At 56.4% G+C, this 23,913-nt stretch carries 14 protein-coding genes; 10 read left to right on the top strand and 4 right to left on the bottom strand.

Annotated features, from left to right (window positions below; translation table 11 throughout):
- The first annotated feature begins 8 nt into the window (after window positions 1–8).
- Together idnD and elaB are read left to right on the top strand one after the other, a co-directional pair.
- Window positions 9–1,040: an L-idonate 5-dehydrogenase gene (gene idnD, locus AC2FCQ_RS05895; RefSeq protein ID WP_265555754.1), complete on the top strand. Its 1,032-nt coding sequence runs from the start codon at window positions 9–11 to the stop codon at window positions 1,038–1,040.
- Between the two features lie 86 nt (window positions 1,041–1,126).
- A complete protein-coding gene (gene elaB / locus AC2FCQ_RS05890) occupies window positions 1,127–1,438 on the top strand; it encodes a stress response protein ElaB (protein ID WP_209638951.1) in 312 nt (103 codons plus the stop codon).
- A 44-nt stretch (window positions 1,439–1,482) separates the two neighbouring features.
- Here elaB and AC2FCQ_RS05885 read toward each other — a convergent pair whose 3' ends face one another.
- Window positions 1,483–10,125 (bottom strand): glycoside hydrolase family 94 protein, encoded by an 8,643-nt coding sequence (locus AC2FCQ_RS05885; RefSeq protein WP_490308470.1) that lies wholly within the window; start codon window positions 10,123–10,125, stop codon window positions 1,483–1,485.
- Between the two features lie 288 nt (window positions 10,126–10,413).
- Here AC2FCQ_RS05885 and menF point away from each other — a divergent pair, with 288 nt between their 5' ends.
- The 6 genes from menF (at window position 10,414) to menE (ending at window position 17,624) form a co-directional block, all read left to right on the top strand.
- Window positions 10,414–11,706 (top strand): isochorismate synthase MenF, encoded by a 1,293-nt coding sequence (gene menF / locus AC2FCQ_RS05880; RefSeq protein ID WP_490308469.1) that lies wholly within the window; start codon window positions 10,414–10,416, stop codon window positions 11,704–11,706.
- A gap of 252 nt (window positions 11,707–11,958) precedes the next feature.
- Complete coding sequence (menD, locus tag AC2FCQ_RS05875; protein WP_490308468.1) at window positions 11,959–13,632, top strand: 2-succinyl-5-enolpyruvyl-6-hydroxy-3-cyclohexene-1-carboxylic-acid synthase; 1,674 nt, start codon at window positions 11,959–11,961, stop codon at window positions 13,630–13,632.
- Window positions 13,632–14,399 carry a 2-succinyl-6-hydroxy-2,4-cyclohexadiene-1-carboxylate synthase gene (menH, locus tag AC2FCQ_RS05870; RefSeq protein ID WP_209638959.1) on the top strand — a complete coding sequence of 256 codons (768 nt, stop codon included), beginning with the start codon at window positions 13,632–13,634 and terminating at the stop codon, window positions 14,397–14,399. Before menD ends, menH begins: the two co-directional genes overlap by 1 nt.
- Window positions 14,400–14,410: 11 nt before the next feature.
- Window positions 14,411–15,268, top strand: coding sequence for a 1,4-dihydroxy-2-naphthoyl-CoA synthase (gene menB / locus AC2FCQ_RS05865; protein WP_442477246.1), 858 nt, complete (start codon window positions 14,411–14,413; stop codon window positions 15,266–15,268).
- Window positions 15,269–15,279: 11 nt separating this feature from the next.
- Window positions 15,280–16,251, top strand: a complete 972-nt coding sequence (gene menC, locus AC2FCQ_RS05860; RefSeq protein WP_490308513.1) for an o-succinylbenzoate synthase — start codon at window positions 15,280–15,282, stop codon at window positions 16,249–16,251.
- Window positions 16,239–17,624 carry an o-succinylbenzoate--CoA ligase gene (menE, locus tag AC2FCQ_RS05855; RefSeq protein WP_490308467.1) on the top strand — a complete coding sequence of 462 codons (1,386 nt, stop codon included), beginning with the start codon at window positions 16,239–16,241 and terminating at the stop codon, window positions 17,622–17,624. Before menC ends, menE begins: the two co-directional genes overlap by 13 nt.
- A gap of 40 nt (window positions 17,625–17,664) precedes the next feature.
- Here menE and katA read toward each other — a convergent pair whose 3' ends face one another.
- The gene (gene katA / locus AC2FCQ_RS05850; RefSeq protein WP_209638965.1) at window positions 17,665–19,101 is read right to left on the bottom strand and encodes a catalase KatA; all 1,437 of its coding nucleotides are present in this window, start codon (window positions 19,099–19,101) and stop codon (window positions 17,665–17,667) included.
- 334 nt (window positions 19,102–19,435) lie between these two features.
- Here katA and AC2FCQ_RS05845 point away from each other — a divergent pair, with 334 nt between their 5' ends.
- Window positions 19,436–19,978, top strand: coding sequence for a YfaZ family outer membrane protein (locus AC2FCQ_RS05845; protein ID WP_209639052.1), 543 nt, complete (start codon window positions 19,436–19,438; stop codon window positions 19,976–19,978).
- 48 nt (window positions 19,979–20,026) lie between these two features.
- On the opposite strand, the gene tyrP is transcribed toward AC2FCQ_RS05845, so the two are convergent.
- On the bottom strand, window positions 20,027–21,235 hold the full coding sequence (gene tyrP, locus AC2FCQ_RS05840) for a tyrosine transporter TyrP (protein ID WP_490308466.1): 1,209 nt from the start codon (window positions 21,233–21,235) through the stop codon (window positions 20,027–20,029).
- Between the two features lie 244 nt (window positions 21,236–21,479).
- Between tyrP and AC2FCQ_RS05835 the strand changes: the two genes are divergently transcribed.
- Window positions 21,480–22,676 carry a nicotinamide mononucleotide deamidase-related protein YfaY gene (locus AC2FCQ_RS05835; protein ID WP_490308465.1) on the top strand — a complete coding sequence of 399 codons (1,197 nt, stop codon included), beginning with the start codon at window positions 21,480–21,482 and terminating at the stop codon, window positions 22,674–22,676.
- A gap of 34 nt (window positions 22,677–22,710) precedes the next feature.
- Here the strand turns inward: AC2FCQ_RS05835 and AC2FCQ_RS05830 are convergent, their stop codons facing one another.
- The gene (locus AC2FCQ_RS05830; protein WP_490308464.1) at window positions 22,711–23,913 is read right to left on the bottom strand and encodes an FAD-dependent oxidoreductase; all 1,203 of its coding nucleotides are present in this window, start codon (window positions 23,911–23,913) and stop codon (window positions 22,711–22,713) included.

Raw genomic sequence — 23,913 nt, 5'->3', positions numbered from 1 at the left:
AAATAATGATGAAAATTCAAACCCAATCCTGCGTGGTTAAAGGCAAATATGACGTCGCAGTGGTGGAGCAGGAGGTGGAATACCAAGGGACGGGCACGCTGGTGAAAATCACGCGTGGTGGTATCTGTGGGTCAGACCTGCATTACTACCAAGAAGGCAAGGTTGGCAGCTTTCAAGTGCGCCAGCCGATGGTGCTTGGCCATGAGGTGATTGGTGAGGTGGTGGCCAGTGATACTGCGCGACTGGCTGTTGGCCAAAAGGTGGCGTTGAACCCCAGCAAACCCTGCGGGCAGTGCAAATATTGCCAGGCGAACCAGCAAAACCAGTGTACCCATATGCGTTTCTTCGGCAGCGCCATGTATTTTCCCCATGTGGATGGTGCCTTCACCCAATACAAAGTGGTTGATAGTGCGCAGTGCATTGCCTTTGACGCCGATCGCGATGAGAAGGTTATGGTGTTTGCTGAACCTTTGGCCGTCGCGATTCATGCCGCAAAACAGCCAGGGGAGGTAAACGGCAAAAGGGTGTTTGTTTCCGGCGTAGGGCCGATCGGGTGCTTACTGGTGGCTGCATTGAAGGCACTGGGCGCCAGCGAAATTGTTTGTGCCGATCTTAGCCCACGTTGCCTGGATATCGCCCGTGAGATGGGGGCGTCTATCTGCATGCATGCAAGCAATGACGATTTTAGCCGTTACCAACAGGAAAAAGGCTATTTTGACATCGCGTTTGAAGTTTCCGGCCATCCGTTATCCCTGTTGCGCTGTCTGGAGGTCACCCGTGCCAAGGGGACGGTCGTGCAAGTGGGCATGGGCGGCAGTTTCCCTGATTTTCCACTGATGCTGCTGATCGCCAAAGAGTTGAATTTGCTGGGCTCATTCCGTTTTGTTGAAGAGTTTGATATCGCGGTTGCCTGGTTGTCCGACGGGACGATCAATCCGTTGCCGCTGCTCTCCGCTGAGTTTAACAATCAGCAACTGGAACAAGCTCTGGCATTCGCCGGCGATAAGCGCCTGGCCGCCAAGGTCCAGCTGGTGTTCTAATTTTAGCCAATAGTCTGATGGCGGGGAGCGGCTATCCTTGTCTATAGTTAAGGGCCGCTTCATTTTTTAAATACGGAGAACTTAACATGGCGAGAAATACGGATGCAGATCAAACCACGCTCGACGACGATCTGAGAATGCTGAGCGACACGCTGGAAGAAGTGTTGAAGTACTCCGGCGATCGCGCCGATCAGGCCTACATCGACATTAAAGCCCATGCCGAAGAGGCGTTGAGTGAGGTCAAGTCACGGCTGACTGACTCTACCGAATCCTACTATGCGCGTGCCAAGGACGCGGTTTGCCGCACTGACGGCTATGTGCGTGAAAAACCATGGCACAGTGTCGGCATTGGGGCGACGGTCGGATTGGTGCTGGGTCTGTTGTTGGCGCGTAAATAACGACGTAAAGGTATTGGGCGCGGTCATTCACCGCGCCCTTGGTTTTACTGCCCCAGCATGACGTCCACGTGATGGATTTTCCCGTCGTCTACCAGCGTTATTACGGCCTCCGGCTGTTCTTCACCATCAACGGTGATCTGCGTCGTTCCCGTTCCCTGCCGGATAATCAACTGGTACTCGCTGCCACCCTCCCGGTAATTCAGTGTCACCTGTGGCCAGTCCGCAGGCAGACGGGTGTTGATGGACAACTGATTGCCACGGCGTTTCAATCCCAGCAGTGACTCGACAATCAGCCGGTACATCCAACCGGCAGAGCCGGTATACCAACTCCAGCCGCCACGACCGACGTGCGGCGCGACCGCGTATATATCGGCGGTCGCCACGTAAGGCTCAACCTTGTAGCGCTCGGCGGCGGTGCTGTCCAGGCTGTGGTTGATCGGGTTGATGAGCGCCATCAGTTCCCAGGCGCGTTCGATATTGCCCATTTCGGCGAAGGCCATGACCGCCCATACCGCGCCGTGGGTATACTGACCGCCATTTTCCCGCACGCCAGGCAGATAACCGCGGATATAACCCGGATTAGGGCCGTTGCCATCGAATGGCGGTGTCAGCAGTTTTATCAGGCCAGCTTGGTTGTCTACCAGGTGTTTATCCAGCGATTGCATCGCCTGCAGGCTGCGTGTTTTATCCGCCGCACCGGACAACACAGACCAGCTCTGGGCGATGGCGTCGATGCGGCACTCAGTTGATTGTTGAGAACCTAGCGGCTCTCCACTGTCAAAGTAGCCCCGACGATACCATTCGCCATCCCAGGCATGGTCACGCAGGTTATCGCGCAAGGTATCGGCCTGTTGTCGACAGAGTGCCGCCAGTTCGTTGTCGTTGCGCGCAGCAGCGACGTTGCCGTAACGCTGCAGGATATGGAACAGGAAGAAACCGAGCCAGACGCTTTCACCTCGCCCCTCCAGGCCCACCATATTCATGCCATCGTTCCAGTCACCCGCCCCCATCAGCGGCAGGCCGTGCTCACCAAAGGTTAATCCGTGTTTTAACGCCCGTACGCCGTGCTGATACAGGGTTTCCTGTATTGCGCTTGACGCGGGTTGCTCATACGAGGATTCCTCACCCGGCGACAGTTTGCGTGCCTCCAGATAGCCGACGGACTCATCGAGAATGGACCGATCGTCGGTGGCATCCAGGTAATGACAAATGGCCAGCGGCAGCCACAGGTAATCATCCGAACAGCGCGTACGCACCCCATTGCCCTGTGGCGGGTGCCACCAGTGTTGGACGTCGCCTTCGATAAACTGGCGCGAAGCGCACAGCAGGATCTGTTCGCGCAGACGTTCTGGGGCCGCATGGGTCAACGCCAACGTGTCTTGCAATTGGTCGCGGAAACCGAAGGCCCCGCCGGACTGATAGTAACCGCTGCGTGCCTGAATACGGCAGGAGAGGGTTTGGTACAGTAACCAACCATTGGCCAGCAGGTCGACGGCGGGATGCGGCGTCCCGATTTGCACCTTGTTGAGAATGCTGTCCCAATGTGCCGTAACGCGTTGCAGTTCATCTTGCAGGTTGTCTTCCCGCAGGTATTTTTGCAACAGGGCCTCAGCCTCATCGGCGTTTTGTCCCAACCCAAGGGCAAACACCAGACTGCGTTGATCGCCATCGATCAGGCTGAGCGCCGACTGAACGGCCCCACAGGGATCCATAGCTGCGCCCACTTTGCCCGACAGTCGCCGCAGTTTCAGCACCACCGGGTTGGCCAGCGAACCGTTGCGTCCGATAAATTCACGCCGATCGCCACTGATGGAACAATGCACGCCGGTGACACCAAAGAAAGCGGTGCGATCTGAACCGCTGCTACCGTAATGGTTGGTGGCCAGGATGCCACAGCCGCTTTCAGGCGATGCGGCCTGTGTGACAATGTGCATGGCCGATTTTTGCCGCAAATCACCCAGAATAAATTCCACGTAGCCGGTTGCCGACAACTTGCGCGTGCGCCCCGAGGTATTGGTCAGGGTTAGCAGGAACAGTTTGACCGGTGCATCTTTGGCCACCAGTACGGTGAACTGACTGTCGATACCGTTTTCGCGGTGGTCAAAGACGCTGTAGCCGAAACCGTGGCGGGTCAGGTAGTGCCCACGGCCCCGGGCAGGCAGTGGTGTGGGGGACCAGAAGTGCCCGTTCTCTTCATCACGCAGATAGAAGGCCTCCCCGCTGCGGTCGCAGATAGGGTCGTTATCCCAGGGGGTCAGGCGGTATTCATGGGCGTTTTCGTACCAGGTGTAGGCCTGACCACTTTCCGAGACAACGGTGCCGAACATCGGATTAGCGATCACGTTCGACCAAGGGGCGGGCGTGATCTTACTTTCGTTCATTGCGATCACATATTCGCGGCCATTCTCGGAGAAGCCGCCGAGACCATTGTAAAACTGCAACGCGTCAATGGCGGGCAGCTGTGGCGAATGCAGGTTACGCGGCAGATTGTCCACCGTGGCCAGTTTCGACGACGCGGTGACCGGCGACAGAGGTTGCTGCAGAACCTGCGGCATTTGCAGACGCTGGTTGAGTTGCTCCGTTAATCCACCGCGACGATCGTCGAGATAAATCCGCGCAACGCTGAGCAACAACCGGTGGTCTTCCGGTGCCATATGCTCGCTGGTGCGCACGAAGATGCCACCGGGCTTATCTGTTTGGGTGGATTCCATACCGGCGGCGATCAGGCCCATGATCTGGTTTTGCAGATCCTGGCGGTAGCCGCCGACGTCTTCATTGAGGATCACCAGATCGACCTGTAGCCCTTTCAAGCGCCAATAGTTGTGGGCTTGGATCAGTTGCCGTACCAGTTCGATGTTCTCGCTGTCGGTCACCGTAAGCAGGACTATCGGCAGATCGCCGGAGATAGAGTGGCCCCACAGCCCCGATTGGCCGCGGCGGTTGTTAATGATTTCACTGCCGGCGGCCCGCATTTCTTGCGCCGGGAAGACCACTGCGCCCGCCAAGCGATTAAACAGATTGGCGTCCTCTTCATTGGCGTTCAACTGGCGCAGGACCACCTGGCTATGCGACCACGCCAGTTCAAATACACGATCTGCCAGATGGCGATCGCGGTATTTTTCCAGCATGACCATTCCACTAGCGCGGTCTTCACTGACGCCATAAAAGATATCCAGCGTGAGAGGTACGTTCGGTTCCAGCACCACGCGCTGACGGATAGCGATGATCGGGTCAATGACCGGCCCGGCACTGTTACTGAGCGGCGCATTTTGATACAACGCCTGCGGATTGGTGGGCGTGCGCCCGCGGCCGATAAATTTGGCACGGTCGGTTTCAAAGGATGTTTGGCTGGAACGGCCCTGTACCGTCATCATATGCAGCAACCACGGGCATTTCTCTTTGGGTTCACGTGGGCGACGATGGCACAAAATAGCATCCTGCTCCGGCAGCAATTCGGTCTGCACGAACAGGTTACTGAATGCCGGATGAGCCAGATCGTTACTTGCCGGTGCCAGCACCACTTCCGCATAGCTGGTGATTTCGATGGTGCGTGGTTGTTTGCCGCGATTTATCAGCGTCACGCGCCGCAGTTCAATATCATCTTCCGGTGATACCACCACCTGGGTTTTTACCGTCAGCGCACCCTGTTGGCGCTGGAACTCGGCCCCGGCATCGTTGAATACGGCGCTGTACCCCTTGGCGGCGCCACCGATGGGTTGCCAGGTATTGCTCCAGACTTCACCGGTTTGCGGATCGCGCAGGTAGCAGAAGGCGCCCCAGTTATCGCAGGTAGCATCTTCGCGCCAACGGGTGAGCGCGAGGTTCTGCCAGCGGCTGTAACTGCCACCAGCCTGGGTGAGCATCAGGTGGTAGTTGGCGTTGGACAGCAGCTGCACTTCCGGGATAGGTGAGTCCACCCGGTTAAATTCACGCGCTACGAAGCTGGCAGGGGTAATGGTGCCCTCATGGGTCTCAAAGTGGCGACGCGTGCTGTACAACTCGACGGCATCCGGCACCCGTTCTTGCAGTAACAAACGTGCTGATTGGAAGGCCGGGTAGTCGGCGAAACGCGCCACCATCGGCGCATCCAGCAACAGGTGCGACAGGGCCAGGAAACTCATGCCCTGATGGTGCGCCATATAGGAACGGATAATTACGTACAGTTGACCGCGGCTGAGGCGTGCGGTGGTGTAATCCAGCGCTTCGTAAAAACCGTAGCGGCCTTTGGCACCATTTTTTTCCAGCGTGACCAGGTTATTGCAGGCCGCATCCGGGTCGACAATCAATGCCATCACCGTCGCATAAGGGGCGACCACCATGTCGTCACCCAGACCGCGTCTCAGGCCCAAACCGGGTACGCCAAAAGCATGGTATTGGTAATTTTGATCGGCATCGAAACCAAAGTAGCCGGACTCGGAAATACCCCAAGGGACGCCGCGTTCTTTGCCCCAGGCAATTTGTCTGTCTACCGCAGCACGGCACATTTGTACCAAGAGCGAATCGGGGTACGCGGGCATCACCAATTGCGGCATCAAGTATTCAAACATTGAACCGCTCCATGACATCAGCGCCGGTTCATTTTCGATCAGGGTAAACAGACGGCCAAGTGCAAACCAACTGCGTTGAGGGACTTGGTTGGTGGCGATGGCGACGTAATTGGTCAGCCGGATTTCCGATGCCAGCAGATCGTATTTACTGCTGTCCATCCGGTTTTGATCGCAGTTAAAGCCGACGGTCAGCAAATGGGTCGATTCGTCATACAGGAAGTGGAAGTCCATCTGCGCCATTTTTTCCAGCCGCTGTTGCAGGCTATCCAATTGCGTCAGCTTTTCTTGTGCCTGGATGCTGACCGCATCAAGTTGACTCCTTTGCTCTACCGACAGCGTCAATGACGAGGGGGGATTCGCCAACCAATGCAGGCTGGGGACTGTTTCCAGTTCAGATACGTTGTCGCTCAGCCAGCCGAACCATTGCGCCCACTCGGCGCAGAGCTCATTAAGTTGCTGGTGCAGTGCGCCGGCCCAACGTCGGGTTTCATCGCCATGGTTTAGCGCCGGCTCTTGCAGGCCGTTACTGTAATTGCGCATTGCATTCAGTTCGGCTAACAGGGCGGCAGGGTGGCTGTGATGAGCCTGTTCCCAGTGGTTACGCAGTTTTGACAGGTTCTTTGGTGCGGCGTCGCCCCAGTGCTGTTCCAGCAGTTGCAGGCTGTCGCCGAGTCCGTCCAGAACCCGTTGCGGTTCAATGAAGGGTTGGTGGGCCAGCGCGGGCAGGCCGGCGCTGAGCGTTAACAGATGGCCTGCCAGGTTGCCGCTATCGACGCTGGAGATATAGCGCGGGTTTAGCGGCTCCAATGTGCGGGTGTCATACCAGTTGTAGAGGTGTCCGCGGTAGTGTTCCATGCGGTCCAGCGTATTGAGCGTGAGTTCAATACGCCGCAGCGCTTCACTGAGTGTCAGATAGCCAAAGTCGTAGGCGGTGATATTGGCCAGCAACGATAGCCCGATATTGGTCGGTGAGGTGCGGTGCGCCACCACCGGTTCCGGTATCTCCTGATAGTTATCCGGCGGCAGCCAGTTTTCTTGCTGATTGACGAAGGTATTGAAGAAGTCCCAGGTCTGTCGACTGGTGTGGCGCAGGAACCGCCGTTGTTCATCGTTAATGGCGGTTTTACTGCGCTGAGGCTCTTGGCTGAGGTAATACAGCAGGAATGGCGCCAGGATCCACAAGCTGGTGATGGGCAGTGTAATAAACAGCGCCATTGGGTTATGCATGAGGGTGAAAATCAGCAGCGCCAGCCCGGCTAACGGGTTGATCCACATGGCGCGGTAGAAGTTTTCCAACGTGACCTGCTGACGGGCTTTGGATTGATCGTAGCTGGTCCATTCCTGCAGGTTGCGTTTAGTGATCAGCAACCGCCACAAGGTAATGGCGATGGCGTTGAGGCTGTACAGCGTTTCATGCGGCAGCGTTGCCAATCGTAGACCGATCTGCGACAGACGGTGGAGTGAGCCGTTCAGTACCAGCAGTATATGCTTTAGCAGCGGCCTGCGGGGGGGCTTACGTACGATATCTTGCACCAGTCCCAGCAGGGTCGGCAGCAGCAGAATAATGGCGAATACCGCCAACCAGTAAGGGGTGTTGGGCAACCAAACGAAGCCGCAAAACAGCAGTAATAGCAGGCTGGGGGCCGTCAGGCTGCGGCGCAGGTTATCAAACAGTTTCCAGCGTGACAGGGTGCTCAGTGGGTTGGCGGTGCGCGTGCCGTCTTCAGTTTTCACCCGTGGCAGTAACCAGTTGAGTAATTGCCAGTCACCGCGGATCCAGCGCGTACGACGTGCAACGTCCACCAGATAATTACTGGGGTATTGTTCATACAGTAGCACGTCGCTCAACAGGCCGGAACGGGCATAGCACCCTTCCAGCAGATCGTGGCTGAGCACCAAATTCGCTGGACAGGTTCCTTTCATGCTGTGCGAGAACACATCGACGTCATAGATGCCTTTGCCGATAAATGAACCTTCGCCAAACAGATCCTGATAGATATCCGACGCCATCAGCGTATAAGGATCATTGCCCGGCGTGCTGCTGCACAGTGCGGCATAGCGTCCCTGGCCGTAGCTCGGGATTTCCTCGGCCATACGAGGTTGCAAGATGGCGTAACCTTCCACCACCCGTTGCTGGTTCATATCATACTGGGGCTGATTGAGCGGGTGTGCCATGGCGGCGATTAATTGGTGGGCGCTTTCGCGTGGCAGAACGGTATCGCTGTCCAGCGTAATGACGTATTTGACGTTTTTCAGAACCTCACGGCCGTCACCCACCAGTGTGCTGAAGGCGTTTTCCCGGTTACGCAGCCAGTTATTTAGGGCATTCAGTTTGCCGCGTTTACGTTCAAGCCCCATCCAGACGCCTTGTTTTTCATTCCATTGGCGATCGCGGTGGAACAGGAAAAAGTGGCTTGGGCCTTCACAAGGGTAGCGTCCGTTCAGCGCTTTCATCTGTTGGCAGGCATAATCCAGTAAGGCCGCATCCTCAGTATGGTGCTGGTGGGGGGCATCGTTGAAGTCGGTGAGCAGGGCAAAGTGCAGATGCTTCATCGCGTTGCCCAGATAACAGACCTCAAGCGTATTGATCAGCTTATCAATGTCGTTTTTACTGCCGATCAGCGTCGGTATTACCACCAGGGTTCGGAACTCGGCGGGAATGCCACAGGAGAAATCGAGTCTCGGTAGTGGCTGTGGTGTACGACTACGGGTCGTGACCTCACTGAGCAGATTGAGTACAAATTGGCTGACAACGATGGCCATCGGGAAAAACAGCAGGACCAACCCCCAACTGATGCCGGTGCTATAGGCATGGCGCAGCAGTTCCGCACAGCACGCGGTGGTGATTAGGCTCAGGCTACCGAGCCAGGAAAGCAGTGGGGCCTGATTCAACGTATGGCGCAGTTGGGTAATGCGCCCAATGTGTACATCAAGCTGTTGTTCCAGCTCTGGGCGGCCATCATCAATCAGGTAGTAGCCGATGTGGTTACGGCGCGGATCGCCGGAGGGATCTTCGGCCGCGACGCGCGCCATGTTGAGCACGTGCTGGGCAACCTGTACCTCATTGTGCGGACAGTGGCGCGCCAGCATTTCAATCACGTGGCGGTAGTTATCGCGCGTGTTGAAGTGCATTAAGGGATAAACCCCGGAGGGATCTTCACGCAGGGTTTGCTCGACCTGACTCATGGTTTCGACAAACTCTGCCCAGTCCATTTCGCTGAGCTGACGCAGGCCGGAGATACTGTTGCTGACCGACAGTTGGCTAACCGCCAACTGCTGGTTAAAGCGATGGATGAGTTCATCAGAGGTCAGACCGACTTCCGCCAGACGCTGTTCTACCCAGGTAAGCGGCAATGCCAGCATGGTGCCATGGCCTTGCAGGCGACGTACCAGCTCGGCAACAAAGGCGCTGGTACGAGGGGGATTGGAGCGTGCCATGTCGGCGATCACGATGATCAGGTTGGCCGGGTCGTTCTCTGCCGATTCCAGCATTTTCGTGACCCAGGCGTCGGCTAAATTGCGTTCGCGTTGTGCCTGTGCAACTTCCACGCTGACGCGTCGCAGGTTTTCGATTAACGCCAAGCGCAACATACCGGGCAGTGCCCAGAGTTCGCCCAACGTCAGGTTAACTTCTTTTTGGTAAGCGGCAATATAACGGGTGAGGCTCTCCGCATCCCACCGGCCGTCACCGTGCGTAATCGCCTCGGCAGCGACGTCATAAATACGCGGGCAATTATGCGGTGGGCCCAGCTGTGGCAGGCCACGGCCAAAGGTTTTTGGCAAATGATGACGCACGACACGGATTTGTTCTTCGATCAGATAGTAGTTATCCAGCAACCATTCACCCGCGGGTGTCATGCTGGCTTTTTTGCCGTTGCTGAGTTGGTGGCAGCTTTCTGCCAGAATTCGCTCGTTATCGTCCAGACGCTTCAGCAAATAGTAAGGTGTTTTACGCGTTGCCAGCTTGTGCGAGCGTGCCAGACGCTGGCCGTAGCGCTCCATTTGATCGACAGAAAACAGTTCGGCCTTGATCGTTCCACCGGTCGGTTCAGGCTCCCCTTTACTGCGGCGTAGGGGCAAAGGTTTGACTTTGGTTATTCTGCGTTGTTTTTTCAACCAATTGATTAGTATTTCTTTCACAAAAAAGCTCCTTACATCTGACCAAAAAGGCAGCCGGAAAAAATCGCTTGGAGATTGTGAACATCCCATTAAAGCCGATTTTTAGATTTGGCGAGGGTTCGCAACAGGCAGGGATATGCTCACTTAGTATAGTCGGTTAATATCTTGTTGGGCGTTTTTTGAGCTAATTGTTTAATTTTAATAAACAATAAGGTGTTGTTACCGATGATCCAACGACACGATTTTTCCGCCGCTCTGCGCTGATTTACCGTATAATTCCCTACATTAGGTTTGGTTATTGAGGTCGCTGTGGAACAACTCTCTGCATTGTTAGGACGCTTACGCCAGCAGCTTGAACACGATGTACCTGCTGATGGCGGTTTCCAGCAACGTTCACTTCCTGTTCCGGCGCCGTTGGCCAACCACTTGCTGGAGTGGCTGGCGGCACAGCCGGCATTCCCGCAGTTTTATTGGCGCCATCGCGATGGGCATGAAGAAGCCGCGGTGTGCGGTGCAGTGCTTCAGTTCACCCAGCCTCAGCAAGCGCAAAGTTTTCTCAGAACCCATCAGAACGCACGCGTATGGGGGCTGAACGCTTTTGATGGCGCTGCGTATTTATTTTTGCCTCGGCTGGAAATATGGAATGGTGGCGAGGATGCGCACTTAACGCTCAATCTGTTTTCTGAGAACGCGCTGCGTGACGATGCGGCGTTGGCCAGCCAGTGGCTGGATCAACTGCTAGCAGCCGTGCCCATCACACCCTTAAAAGTGCAGGTGGATCAGGTTCGGCATCAGCCGGAACGCGCCGACTGGGAAGCGATGTTGCATGAAGCGTTACAGGCCATCGACAGTCAGCAGATGGAAAAGGTGGTGTTAGCACGCAGTACGCTATTAACGCTGGATAGCCCGCTGTCTGCTCCGGCAATGATGGATGCCAGCCGACAGGTGAATCACCGTTGCTACCACTATATGTTGCGGTTTGATGCACGCCGCGCATTCCTTGGCTCTAGCCCGGAAAGACTGTATCGGCGCGAAGGGCGCCTTTTGCTGACTGAGGCGCTGGCAGGTACGGTGGCCAATCACCCCGATCGGCAACAGGCGCAGGCATTAGCACAGTGGTTGCTGCAAGACGGTAAGAATCAGCATGAAAATTTACTGGTGGTAGATGATATCTGCCAGCGCTTGCAAGGCGGTGCCGACGCGGTGGATGTCTTGCCGCCTGAAGTGGTGCGTTTACGCAAGGTGCAACACCTGCGGCGGCGTATTGAAGGCCGTCTCAACCACAGTAGCGACGCTGATTGCCTGCAACGCTTGCAGCCAACGGCCGCGGTGGCTGGCTTACCACGCCAGGCTGCACGTGAGTTTATCCTGCAACATGAACCTTTTTCCCGTGCTTGGTATGCCGGTTCTGCCGGCTACCTGTCCTTTCCCCGCAGTGAATTTTGCGTGGCGCTGCGCTGTGCACAAGTCGATGAGAAAGCCTTACGTCTGTATGCCGGTGCCGGCATTGTGGCAGGTTCCGATCCGGCAGAAGAATGGCAAGAAATCGAAAACAAGGCCGCCGGACTGCTGACGCTATTGCAACCCGATGCGCTGAGCTGAATTTCCCTGCTTATGATCCGGATTTATTGAGTGGATGCTGCCGGGAGTGTAAACTGCTTGTGATTTTTGTGTTTATTTTTTGTTCTAAATCAATTGATTGTCTACCATAAAGTCACCGGGATATACGGCGTTTTTGCGCTGGCGCAAAAGTCGTAAAGATAACTACTCATATAATGCAGAACATCATTTTTGGCATGCTGCCAATCGGCACGCGCCAAAGGCAGATTCTGTTAACCGACTTGTGAGCGAATTATGTCGACAAGTGTTTTTAATCGCCGGTGGGCGGCGTTGCTGTTGGAAGCGCTGGCTCGCCATGGGGTGCGGCATGTCTGTATCGCTCCGGGATCGCGCTCTACACCGTTGACGCTGGCTGCGGCGGCTAACAAGTCTTTTATCTGCCATACCCATTTTGATGAGCGCGGGCTGGGCCATTTGGCGCTTGGTCTGGCCAAGGCGTCACGGGAACCGGTCGCGGTGATTGTGACCTCCGGTACCGCAGCCGCCAACCTTTATCCTTCCCTGATCGAAGCCGGCCTGACTGGCGAGCGGCTGGTGTTTCTTACCGCTGACCGCCCCCCTGAGTTGATCAACTGCGGCGCCAATCAGGCGATCCGCCAAAACGGCCTGTATGCCAGCCACCCGGCGCTGAATATCGATTTGCCCCGCCCGACGCCTGACATTCCCGCCCGTTGGTTAGTGTCTACTGTCGACAGCGCAATGGCACGTTTGCAGCACGGTGCATTGCACATTAATTGCCCGTTTGCCGAACCCCTGTATGGCGGTGATGAGCAACAGTATGCGGATTGGTCCGCGGCGCTCGGTGACTGGTGGCAAGACAGCCAACCCTGGCTGAGAGAAGTGGATCCACACGTGGTGCTCAAGCAGCCGGACTGGTTCTTCTGGCGGCAAAAACGTGGCGTGGTGGTGGTTGGGCGTATGAGCGCGGAAGAAGGCGAGCAGCTGGCACAATGGGCAGACATGCTCGGTTGGCCGCTGATCGGTGACGTGCTGTCCCAAACCGGACAACCACTGCCCTGCGCCGATTTATGGCTGGCTCAGCCGCAAGCGCAGAAAGTGTTGGCCGAAGCGCAGCTGGTGGTGCAGTTCGGTAGTAGCCTGACCGGCAAACGTCTGTTGCAGTGGCAGGAACAATGCCGACCGGCGGAGTATTGGCTGATTGACGATTTACCGGGACGGCTCGATCCGGCACATCACCGGGGCCGCAGGATCCGTTCCAGCGTGGCGCAGTGGCTTGAGCTGCATCCGGCGCAGCCGCGTTCCCCGTGGGCTGACGAGCTGACGGCGCTGGCAGACAAGGCATTGGATGCCGTTTCCGGCCACTTGGTCAACCGCTTTGGTGAAGCGCAGTTGGCGCACCGTTTACCGGAGTTGTTACCGGAAAATGGCCAACTGTTTCTCGGCAATAGCCTGATTGTCCGGCTGATTGATGCGCTGACCCGCTTGCCGGCCGGTTATCCGGTATTTAGCAATCGCGGTGCCAGTGGCATTGACGGGCTGATTTCTACCGCCGCAGGGGTACAACGGGCGACCGCCAAACCAACGCTGGCCGTGGTCGGTGATCTGTCCGCGCTGTACGACCTGAATGCGTTGGCGCTGCTGCGTCAATGTTCTGCGCCGACGGTGTTGATTGTGGTCAACAACAATGGCGGCCAAATTTTCTCACTGCTGCCCACGCCGCAAGAAGATAGAGAGCGGTTTTACTGTATGCCGCAGGATGTCGAGTTCAGCCATGTGGCGGCAATGTTCCACCTTGCTTACGCCTGTCCGGAAAACTGGGGGCAGTTGCTGCAAGCGGTGGAGCAGGGCTGGCGCCACAGCGGCGCTACGCTGATTGAACTGCAGGTGCCACCGAGCGATGGTGCGCAAACACTTCAGCATCTGGTGCAATTGATGGCGGAGCAATAATGCTGGCAACAAAGGTATTGCAACAGGGCGAGGCCGATCGCCCATGGTTGATCTGGCTGCACGGCATGTTGGGCAACAATAATGAATGGCGGGTGATTGCCTCTCGCTGCCCTGAGTGGCCATCACTGGCGATCGACTTACCCGGCCACGGAGACTCCGTCGCGGTGGCCTGTAACAGCTTTGACGATATCAGTGCGCAGATCAGCGCAACCTTGCAGATGCATGGTATCGAGCGCTATTGGCTGGTGGGCTATTCACTCGGCGGGCGCATTGCCATGTATCACGCGTGCTACGGGGAAACTACCGGCCTTCAGGGTGTGGTTATTGAAGGCGGCAACCCAGGGCTGGCTGACACTGCGCTGCGAGCTCAACGCTTGGCACATGATGCTGCCTGGGCCGAGCGTTTTCGTCGCGAACCTATCGCACAGGTTCTGGCTGACTGGTATCAACAGCCCGTTTTTGCCAATCTCAGTGCGGTGCACCGTACTGCGCTGATAGACGCCCGGTCTGATAATTCCGGCCCAGCGGTCGCAGACATGCTGGAGGCCACATCGCTGGGCAAGCAGCCTTACCTGGTACCGCAATTGCAGCAACTGACGGTCCCGCTGGTGGTGCTGTGTGGCGCGGATGATCACAAATTTCAACAGCTGGCGCGCGACGCTGAGTTGCCGTTACGCATCGTGCCACAGGCCGGGCATAACTCGCATCTGGCCAATCCGCAGGATTTCGCCGCTGAGCTGCACGACTTTCTCGTTAACCCTGGTTAAAGGAACAGAACATGCTCTATCCGAATGAAGAACAACTGTATGCCGCCATCGACTGGCAGGATTGCTCCGGTGATTTCGAAGACATCCTGTATCACAAGTCCAGCGACGGCATTGCTAAAATCACCATCAACCGTCCACAGGTGCGTAATGCGTTCCGACCGCACACGGTAAAAGAGATGATTGAGGCGCTATCCAACGCGCGTTATGACGACGGCATCGGTACCATTATCCTGACCGGTGCGGGCGACAAAGCCTTCTGCTCCGGTGGTGACCAGAAAGTGCGCGGTGACTACGGCGGCTACCAAGACGACAGCGGTGTGCATCACCTGAACGTGCTTGATTTCCAGCGCCAGATCCGCACTTGCCCGAAACCGGTTGTGGCAATGGTGGCCGGTTATTCGATCGGTGGCGGTCATGTACTGCATATGATGTGCGATCTGACCATCGCCGCAGACAATGCTATTTTCGGCCAGACCGGCCCGAAAGTGGGCTCGTTCGACGGTGGATGGGGTGCGTCTTACATGGCGCGCATTGTTGGCCAGAAGAAGGCGCGTGAGATTTGGTTCTTGTGCCGCCAGTATGATGCCGCAGCCGCCCTGGATATGGGCCTGGTCAATACCGTAGTGCCGTTGGTAGACCTGGAAAAAGAAACCGTACGCTGGTGTCGTGAAATGCTGCAAAACAGCCCGATGGCGCTGCGTTGTCTGAAAGCGGCCTTGAATGCCGACTGTGATGGACAGGCTGGTCTGCAAGAGCTGGCGGGAAATGCCACCATGCTGTTCTACATGACTGATGAAGGCCAGGAAGGGCGCAACGCATTTAACGAAAAGCGTCAGCCGGACTTCAGCAAATTCAAGCGCAATCCGTAATGATTTCCCCTATCCGTAACGCCGCTGTTTACCGTTACAGCCTGCCGATGGACGCTGGCGTGGTGCTGCGCAACCAGCGGTTGAAAACCCGTGACGGTTTACTGATCCATCTGCAACAAGGTGAGCAGGAAGGCTGGGGGGAGATCGCACCCTTGCCGGAATTTAGTCAGGAAACGCTGGCGCAAGCCGAGCAAGACACGCTGAACTGGGTACAGTGTTGGCAGGCCGGAGTATTACCGCCAGACAGCCTGTTACCCTCGGTGGCATTTGGCACAAGCTGTGCGCTGGCGGAGCTGGAACAGCGGCTGCCGCTGCAGGCTGACTACCGCAAAGCACCGTTGTGTTCGGGCGATCCCGATGAATTGTTTGCGGTGCTGACGGCTTTACCGGGCGAGAAGGTGGCGAAGGTGAAGGTCGGGCTGTATGAGGCAGTACGTGACGGTATGATCGTTAACGTGCTGTTGGAGGCATTGCCGGATCTCAGACTGCGGCTGGACGCCAACCGCAGTTGGACGCGGGTCAAGGCGGATGGGTTCGCTAAATATGTGGCTCCGGCTCTGCGCGAACGCATTGCCTTCCTTGAGGAACCTTGCAAAACCCGTGATGAATCACGGGATTTCGCTCGGGCAACCGGCATTGCCATCGCCTGGGATGAAAGTGTGCGTGAGCCTGACTTCGTGGTGGAGGCCGAGCCGGGCGTGGCGGCGATCGTGATTAAACCGACGTTGGTCGGCAGTCTGGCACGCTGTCGTGCGCTGGTGGAACAGGCGCATGCGGCAGGGTTAACGGCAGTGATCAGCTCCAGTATTGAATCGAGTCTGGGGCTAACGCAGTTGGCACGCATTGCGCACTGGCTGACACCGGCCACGGTCCCCGGGCTCGACACGCTTGATTTGATGCAGGCTCAACTGATGCGGCGCTGGCCAGACAGCACGCTGCCACTGCTGGACCGGCAGGCGTTGGAGTGTGTATGGCACAGTTAAACGACTGGCCGTGGCGGCATTGGGCGCAGCGACGCCCGCAGGCCACGGCGGTGATAGTCGGTCATCAGCCGCTTAGTTGGCTGGCGTTGCGGCGTCAGGTGGACAAACTGGCGGCAGACTTTCAACATCAGGGCGTTGAGCCTGGCTGTGGCGTTGCGCTATGTGGCAAGAACAGCTATCCACTGCTGTTAGCCTATCTGGCGCTGTTACAGTGTGGTGCACGGCTGTTGCCGCTCAACCCGGCGTTGCCAGATGCTCTGCTGACAACGCTGCTGCTCGAGCTGGATATGGATTTTGCCTTCAGCCCAGATCTTTTGCCGACATTACCGGCAAAGGTCATCCGTTTAAACCCACCCTCGACTGAGCACCGTTGGTTGAATCCGCCGCGCTGGGATGCCCAGCGGTTGGCGACATTGACGTTGACTTCCGGCTCCAGCGGCACGCCAAAAGCGGCTGCGCACAGCTATGCCGCGCATATTGCCAGTGCCGAAGGTGTGTTACAGCTGATGGATTTCCAAGCTCAGGATCGTTGGCTGTTGTCATTGCCGTTGTTTCACGTCTCCGGTCAGGGCATTGTCTGGCGTTGGTTGACGGCCGGTGGTGGATTGGTCGTCCGCGACATGCATCTGCTGGCTGACGCGTTAGCGGGATGTACGCATGCATCCCTGGTGCCGACTCAGCTTTGGCGCCTGCTGACGCAACCCTTAGCGTCACTGACGTTGAAAAAAGTGCTGCTCGGTGGCGCGATGATCCCGGTAGAACTGACCGAACAGGCGGAAGCGCTGGGCATTCGCTGCTGGTGTGGTTATGGTCTGACCGAGCTTGCATCCACCGTCTGTGCCAAACGCGCTGATGCACGACCTGGCGTTGGGGTGCCGCTGGCAGGACGGGAAATTAAGCTGGTCAATGAAGAGGTCTGGATCCGTGCGCAGAGCCTGGCGCGGGGATATTGGCAGCACGGCACCTTACAGCCCCTTGCCGATGATCAAGGCTGGTTCCATACGCGCGATCGCGGCGTGATGGAACAGGGTGAGTTACGGATCCTCGGGCGATTGGACAATCTGTTTTTCAGTGGTGGAGAAGGCGTTCAGCCAGAGGATATTGAGCGCGTGTTGTCGGCTCACCCGCAGATTTCCATGGTGGTGGTGGTGCCTGTGAATGACGCTGAGTTTGGTCAACGACCGGTGGCGGTGATCGACAGCGAGGAGCCCCTGTCGTTGGAAGCGCTGCTGGCCTGGTCGCAGGAGCGATTGGTGAATTTCCAGCGGCCGATGGCGCTGTTGGCGATGCCAACCGAATTGAAAAGCAGTGGTATTAAAGTATCGCGCCGGCAGTTGCAACAATGGGTGGCGCAACAGATAGCAGGTCGCTAAGAAAGGCCGCCGAAAGGCGGCCTAAATGATCACGGAGGGGCTATTTCAGGCCAAGTGCTTTGGCTACACCTGCACCGTAGTTCGGATGCACTTTAGTAAACAAGTCAACCTGACGACGTTGGATCTGTTCCGGCACTTGCGACAGCTCCCCGGCGATGCGGGTAAACATGCGCTCATGCTCTTCGGCGCTCAGCAGGTTGAAGAGTGCGCGCGGTTGGCTGTAGTAATCATCGTCTTCACGATGGTTCCAGTGGTCGGCTGCCCCTTCAATGCTCAATGGCGGTTCGCTAAAGTCCGGTTGCTCCTGGAACAAACCGAAGCTGTTTGGCTCATAGGTTGCGCCGTTGCCGCTATTGCCATCCACCCGCATGGCACCGTCACGATGATAATTGTGGAACGGGCATTTCGGGCTGTTGACCGGGATCTGGTGATGGTTCACGCCCAGACGATAACGGTGCGCATCCCCGTAAGAGAACAGACGCCCCTGTAGCATTTTGTCCGGCGAGAAGCTGATGCCTGGCACCACGTTGGCCGGATTTACAGCCACCTGTTCCACTTCTGAGAAGTAGTTTTCCGGGTTGCGGTGCAGTTCGAAGAAACCGACGTCGATTAACGGGTAGTCGCCGTGCGGCCAGACTTTGGTCAGATCGAACGGGTTATACGGGGTCTGTGAGGCTTCGTGTTCCGGCATAATCTGGATTTGCAGTTTCCAGCGTGGGTAATCACCCCGTTCGATGGCCTCATAGAGATCCCGTTGCGAACTTTCACGGTCTTTGGCGATGATGGCTTCCGCTTCATCATCCATCAGGTTTTCAATGCCTTGTTCGCAGCGGAAATGGAATTTCACCCAAAAACGCTCGTTGTTGGCATTGATAAAACTGAACGTATGGCTGCCGAAGCCGTGCATATGACGATAGGATTTCGGGATGCCGCGGTCGCTGAAATCTATGGTCAACTGGTGCAAACTTTCCGGTGACAGCGAGAAGAAATCCCACTTGTAGGTTGGATTGCGCAGATTAGTGCGGGGATCGCGTTTGACCACGTGGTTGAGATCGGGGAATTTCAGTGGGTCGCGCAGATAGAAGACCGGCGTGTCGTTACCCACCAGATCCCAATTGCCTTCCTCGGTATAAAACTTCATGGCGAAACCACGAATGTCGCGTTCGGCATCCGCGGCACCGCGCTCACCGGCAACGGTAGAGAAGCGGATAAACATGTCGGTTTGCTTGCCGATTTCAGAGAAGATTTTTGCGCGGGTGTACTGGGTAATATCGTGAGTGACGGTGAACGTGCCGTAGGCGCCGGATCCCTTGGCGTGCATGCGGCGTTCAGGGATAACTTCACGGTCGAAATGGGCCAGCTTTTCCAGGAACCACACGTCCTGTAGCAGCATCGGACCGCGTTTACCTGCGGTAATCACGTTATTATTATCGACAACCGGTGCGCCGGCTGCAGTAGTCAGTCCTTTCTTGCTCATTACTTGCTCCTTATCGTATTGCAATCGAGTAAAACTCGGGTGGCTTAAGCATTCATCATATAATCCTGCAAGGGGGCTTACCCTGACCTCGGTTAATGCCACTACTAGTTGTAGACCTATTGAACGCTCGCGGCAAATAGGTCTGAGTTATCGTTGTCATTGCCGTCAAGGGTGATGCCTTTGTTTGCACAACTTTACATTCATTTGATTAATTAAGGATTTTTTCGCCTTTATCCCTTAAAGACTGGTTGTGCTTTGGTATAGACTCGTGACGGTATTATTACGGGTTAACTCATATCGTCCGTAATGGATGAAGTAGCAAGAGGGATAGATGATGAAAAAGACGTTGGTCGCCTGCGCAGCAAGCATGCTGTTTGTGACGGGTGCAGCGAGTGCGCTTAGCCTGTCGGGCGAGGCCGGGCAGCATTACACCAATCTTGGCTTTGGCCAGGATACCGGCACTTCCGGGTTAGGATTAACAGGCAACTGGGCGCGCAGTGACCATGACGGCAACGTTGGTAGCCTGGGGTTGAATTTCGGCCTGCCACTGGGGCCGTTGACCGCGACGGTAGGCGGTAAGGCACTGTATCTGAGCCCGAAAGACGGTAAAAGCGGTGGTGCAGTAGCATTGGGTGGTGGTCTGGATTGGGCCATCAACCGTTACTTCAGCCTGCATGGCGAAGGCTATTTTGCACCAGACTCGCTGACCAGCGGCGTGAAGGCCTACAACGAAGCCAGCGGCGGCCTGCGCTGGAATATCTTCCGTCCGCTGAGTGTGGATGTGGGTTACCGCTACATGAAGATGGAAGGAAAGGATGGGCGTCGTGACAACACCTTGGCCGATGGCCCGTATGTCGGTGTTGGTCTGAGCTTCTGATCCAAACGACAAGGGGCCCAGTGGGCCCCTTGTTTTACTGACAATTGATCACCCCACCGCAGGCAATATGCCGCTGGCGATGCCCAACTGAATGGCAATCACCGTTATCCCGCAGACAAACACCAACGCCAATGCAGGCGTCCCACCCCAAACACGGTATTTCGCTTGATGCTGCTGGCGTGTTTTCCATACCAACAGCGACGGCAGCAGCAACGCCAATATCGCCAGCGCAATGGCGGCAAAACCCAGAGCCAGTACAAAGCCTCGTGGGTAGAACAGGGCGAAAGCCAACGGCGGCAGGAAAGTGATGGCACCGGTTTGCAGACGACCGCGGACGTTATCCTGGCGTTTGAACAAATCGGCGAGGAAATCAAACAACCCGAGAGCGACGCCAAGGAACGAGGTCGCCAACGCAAGATCGGCAAACAGATGCACGGCCAGCTCTACGTGTGGCGATGCGACGACGTCACGCACTGCCTGCAATAAACCGTTCAGACCCGCCTGTTGCGCCAAAATACCGACGAAGGTGGTTGAGCTGATGCTACCGAGGGTAGCCAATTGCCAGAAGATATAGGCTATCAACGGAATGGCGCTGCCGATAATGAACACCCAGCGCAGTTTGCGGATGTTGCCGCCCATGTAGTTTACGATGCTGGGTACGCTGCCGTGGAAACCAAATGAAGTGAAGATCACCGGGATGGCAGACAGTGCCAGCCCTTGTTCCAGGGGTAACGTCATCAGGTTGGTTTGGTGAATATTTGGCAGCATCAAACCCAGCATGACGATCAAGAACACCACTTTGGCACTGAACAGGATGCGGTTAAACAGATCGACCGAGTGGGTGCCGATGCAAACGACGCCACCAGCAACCAGAGTAAACAGCAACACGCCTAACGTGGTGGGGAAATTTTGTGAGGTCCATTGGCTGATACTGGCCGCCAGCAATTCGCCGGCCCCGCTAATGTAGGCGGCGGTCAGCGCGTACATCAGAAACATCATGCTGAAACTGGTTAGCCATTGGCCCCCACCACCAAGGTAGCGCTTTGCCAGGGTCCCCAGGCCGGTATCTGCTTGCTCGTGCTGATAGACTTCGACCAGCAGCAGGGCGGTATAGCACATCAAGAGCCACAGTCCGACCAGCAGACCCAGCGTGACGCCGAAGCCTACACCTGCTGCCGCCAACGGCATTGCCAACATCCCGGCGCCAATGGTGGTTCCTGCCACGATAAAAACACTGCCAAGCGTGCGATTTTTCACGTTTTTCTCTATCAGCAAAAGATTTTGGAAAATTATAGGTAACCTATTCTAAGTGCGGCAGGATAGTTGATGCATTATTTTGTGTCAAACAGGCGTTACGGGTGGTGTTCAGATATATTTACACTGTTAAGGGCCGCGTGATGCCGTAAAAAAATGCCTCCGACAGAAATTATCCGGCGATGCTTAGTGAAAACTTATTTACGGGCTTCTATAGTGGAAAGATCAGAAAATGTGGGAGAGATCAATGTTAAGGGTGGAGATGCTCAGCACCGGTGATGAGGTGTTACACGGGCAAATTGTAGATACCAACGCTGCCTGGTTGGCTGACTATTTGTTCCAGCAGGGCATGCCGATGAGCGGCCGTGAAACCGTGGGGGACAACCTCTCCTCTTTGATCGAGACATTGCAGGAGCGCAGCCATATCGCCGATGTTCTGATCGTTAACGGGGGATTGGGGCCGACCAGTGACGATCTCAGCGCCCTGGCGGCGGCGATGGCCTGTGGTGTTGAGCTGGTTGAGCAAGCGGAATGGATGGCCCGCATTGAGGCCTATTTTGCCGAGCGTGGTCGGCCAATGGCCGCCTCCAACCGTAAACAGGCGCAGATCCCGGCTAACGCAGAGATGCTCGACAATCCGGTGGGGACGGCCTGCGGTTTTGCCTTGAAACTGAACCGATGCATGATGTTTTTCACGCCGGGGGTGCCATCTGAATTTAAAGTCATGGTCGAGCAGCAGATTGTGCCGCGTTTACGTGAGCGATTTACGCTGCCTGAACCGCCGCTGTGCCTGCGCTTAACCACCTTTGGCACGTCTGAAAGCGATCTGGCTGCGGAGCTGGACGGCATGCCGTTGCCACCGGATGTGGTACTCGGTTACCGTTCTTCCAGCCCGATTATTGAACTGAAGCTCACTGGCCCGGTGACCCAACGTGCGGCGATGGAACAGGCGTGGGAAAAGGTTCGCCAGGTCGCCGCTGACAACACCTTGTTTGAAGGCACACTGGGTTTGCCTGCGGTGCTGACGCAGAAGCTGACCCAGCAGGGGTTGAAGCTGGCGTTGAGCGAGCAGTTTAGCGCCGGGTTGATCAACCTGCAGTTGCAGAGTGAAGGCGCACCCCTGGCCGGTGGCGAGTTATTGCCGTCGCACTGTGTAGAAACGCTGGAAACCACGCTGGCGCGTGCGCGTTCGCTGGCTGAGCTGACCGGGGCGCAAGTGGCGTTGGCCGTCAGTGCCATGCGCGGTGATCAGGTCAGCGTGGTGCTACATACGCCGAAAGGCGGTATGGGCCAGACGGTGCGTTATCGGGCTGCTCGTCACCATTTACGGCTGCGGCAGGAGTCGGTCGCAATGCTGGCATTGGACATGTTACGACGTTGGCTGAACGGTGGGCCCGTGTGTGGCAAGAACGCTTGGCTGGAAATCGTCGAGAGTATTGAGTGATGCGCTGAATGGGGGATTTTCCCCCATTCGTTATTTAGGCTGCGGGTACAGTACCCAATGATAGCCGCGCCGATGCCTGACGCGATAACTGCATAGCGCGTTGCGCACGGTCCCTCATTTCCTGCTCATAGCCCCTCAATGCCGCGATGCCTTGCTGTACGGTCCTGGCGCTGCTCAGGCAATCAGCCAGGTTGGCGGCATCAGCCAGAGCGGTATTCGCCCCCAATCCACCCGCAGGGCTCATGGTATGTATGGCGTCACCCAAGAAACTGACCCGTTCACTTGGCCATAGCGGGATATCCTGTGCGATATAAACGGGGCGGGCGCTTAGCGAAAGAGGGTCGCTTAGTGCCAGTAGTGTCCGTAACTGCGTGTCCCAGCCATGGGTGAGCGCGAGTATCCGTTCTTTTAGCTCGATGCCGTTATCGGCTAACGCGCCACCAAGGCGTGATGACGTGCCAATGAAGGCCCAATAAAGATAATTATCTATCGGGCTGAGTCGGCAACGAGGCGCGTATTCTGCCGCTAATTGTGGCATTGAAGCTTGAAATATCATCGGCTCAATGACCAGGGTAAAACCCTCGGCGAAAACCACGGAAACCTTTTGCAGCCAGGCCGACGCGAGTTGGGCTTGCGTTTCTACGGTTATTGGCGTTTTGCCATAGAGCGTGATGGTATCGCTATCCACGGGCTCTGCCTGAGGCAAACACTGTTTGCGCACCGCTGAATTTATGCCATCGGCCGCAATCAGCAGGTCAACCCACATTTTTTGCCCTTCTGCCAATTGGAGTTCAATGCCCTGAGACGTTTCCTCAAACGCGCTTAACGCTTGGCCGAAACGCACATGATCTTGCAGGCCATCAAGAAGAATCTCCCTTAGCGTTTGCCGATTAACCGCCAGATCGCCGTTGGGCACTGCCATTTTCACTTTACTCGAGGGGAGCCAATGTTCAGGGCGGCGATGATGAAGTTGGTTGAGGAAAGGATCCAGCAAGCGGCTTTCACCCAGATTTTGTGCGCAAGTCGCGCAGAAAAGTTGGTATTGTTCAGCCGACAGGCATCGGGCAAGTGCCTGTTGGCCTGTGGGATCGACGCGTAGCCGATAACCTTGATTGCGGATCTGCGGTGTGGCATCGCGCTCAATAATCACGACGTCGATACCGGTTTTGCGCAACCCTTGCGCAAGACACAAACCGCCTAGCCCGGCCCCTACAATTCCAATGCTGAATGTTGTCAT

The sequence above is a fragment of the Serratia sp. CoH_134_PS_4 genome (assembly GCF_058190535.1).
Note: the sequence above shows the minus strand (reverse complement) of the source record. Positions and strands in the feature narration are given on the sequence as shown.

Coding starts and splice junctions, on each gene's coding strand:
- idnD (WP_265555754.1), top strand. CDS start 9: ATGAAAATTCAAACCCAATCCTGCGTGGTTAAAGGCAAATATGACGTC.
- elaB (WP_209638951.1), top strand. CDS start 1,127: ATGGCGAGAAATACGGATGCAGATCAAACCACGCTCGACGACGATCTG.
- menD (WP_490308468.1), top strand. CDS start 11,959: ATGTCGACAAGTGTTTTTAATCGCCGGTGGGCGGCGTTGCTGTTGGAA.
- menH (WP_209638959.1), top strand. CDS start 13,632: ATGCTGGCAACAAAGGTATTGCAACAGGGCGAGGCCGATCGCCCATGG.
- menB (WP_442477246.1), top strand. CDS start 14,411: ATGCTCTATCCGAATGAAGAACAACTGTATGCCGCCATCGACTGGCAG.
- menE (WP_490308467.1), top strand. CDS start 16,239: ATGGCACAGTTAAACGACTGGCCGTGGCGGCATTGGGCGCAGCGACGC.
- katA (WP_209638965.1), bottom strand. CDS start 19,101: ATGAGCAAGAAAGGACTGACTACTGCAGCCGGCGCACCGGTTGTCGAT.
- AC2FCQ_RS05845 (WP_209639052.1), top strand. CDS start 19,436: ATGAAAAAGACGTTGGTCGCCTGCGCAGCAAGCATGCTGTTTGTGACG.
- AC2FCQ_RS05835 (WP_490308465.1), top strand. CDS start 21,480: ATGTTAAGGGTGGAGATGCTCAGCACCGGTGATGAGGTGTTACACGGG.
- AC2FCQ_RS05830 (WP_490308464.1), bottom strand. CDS start 23,913: ATGACAACATTCAGCATTGGAATTGTAGGGGCCGGGCTAGGCGGTTTG.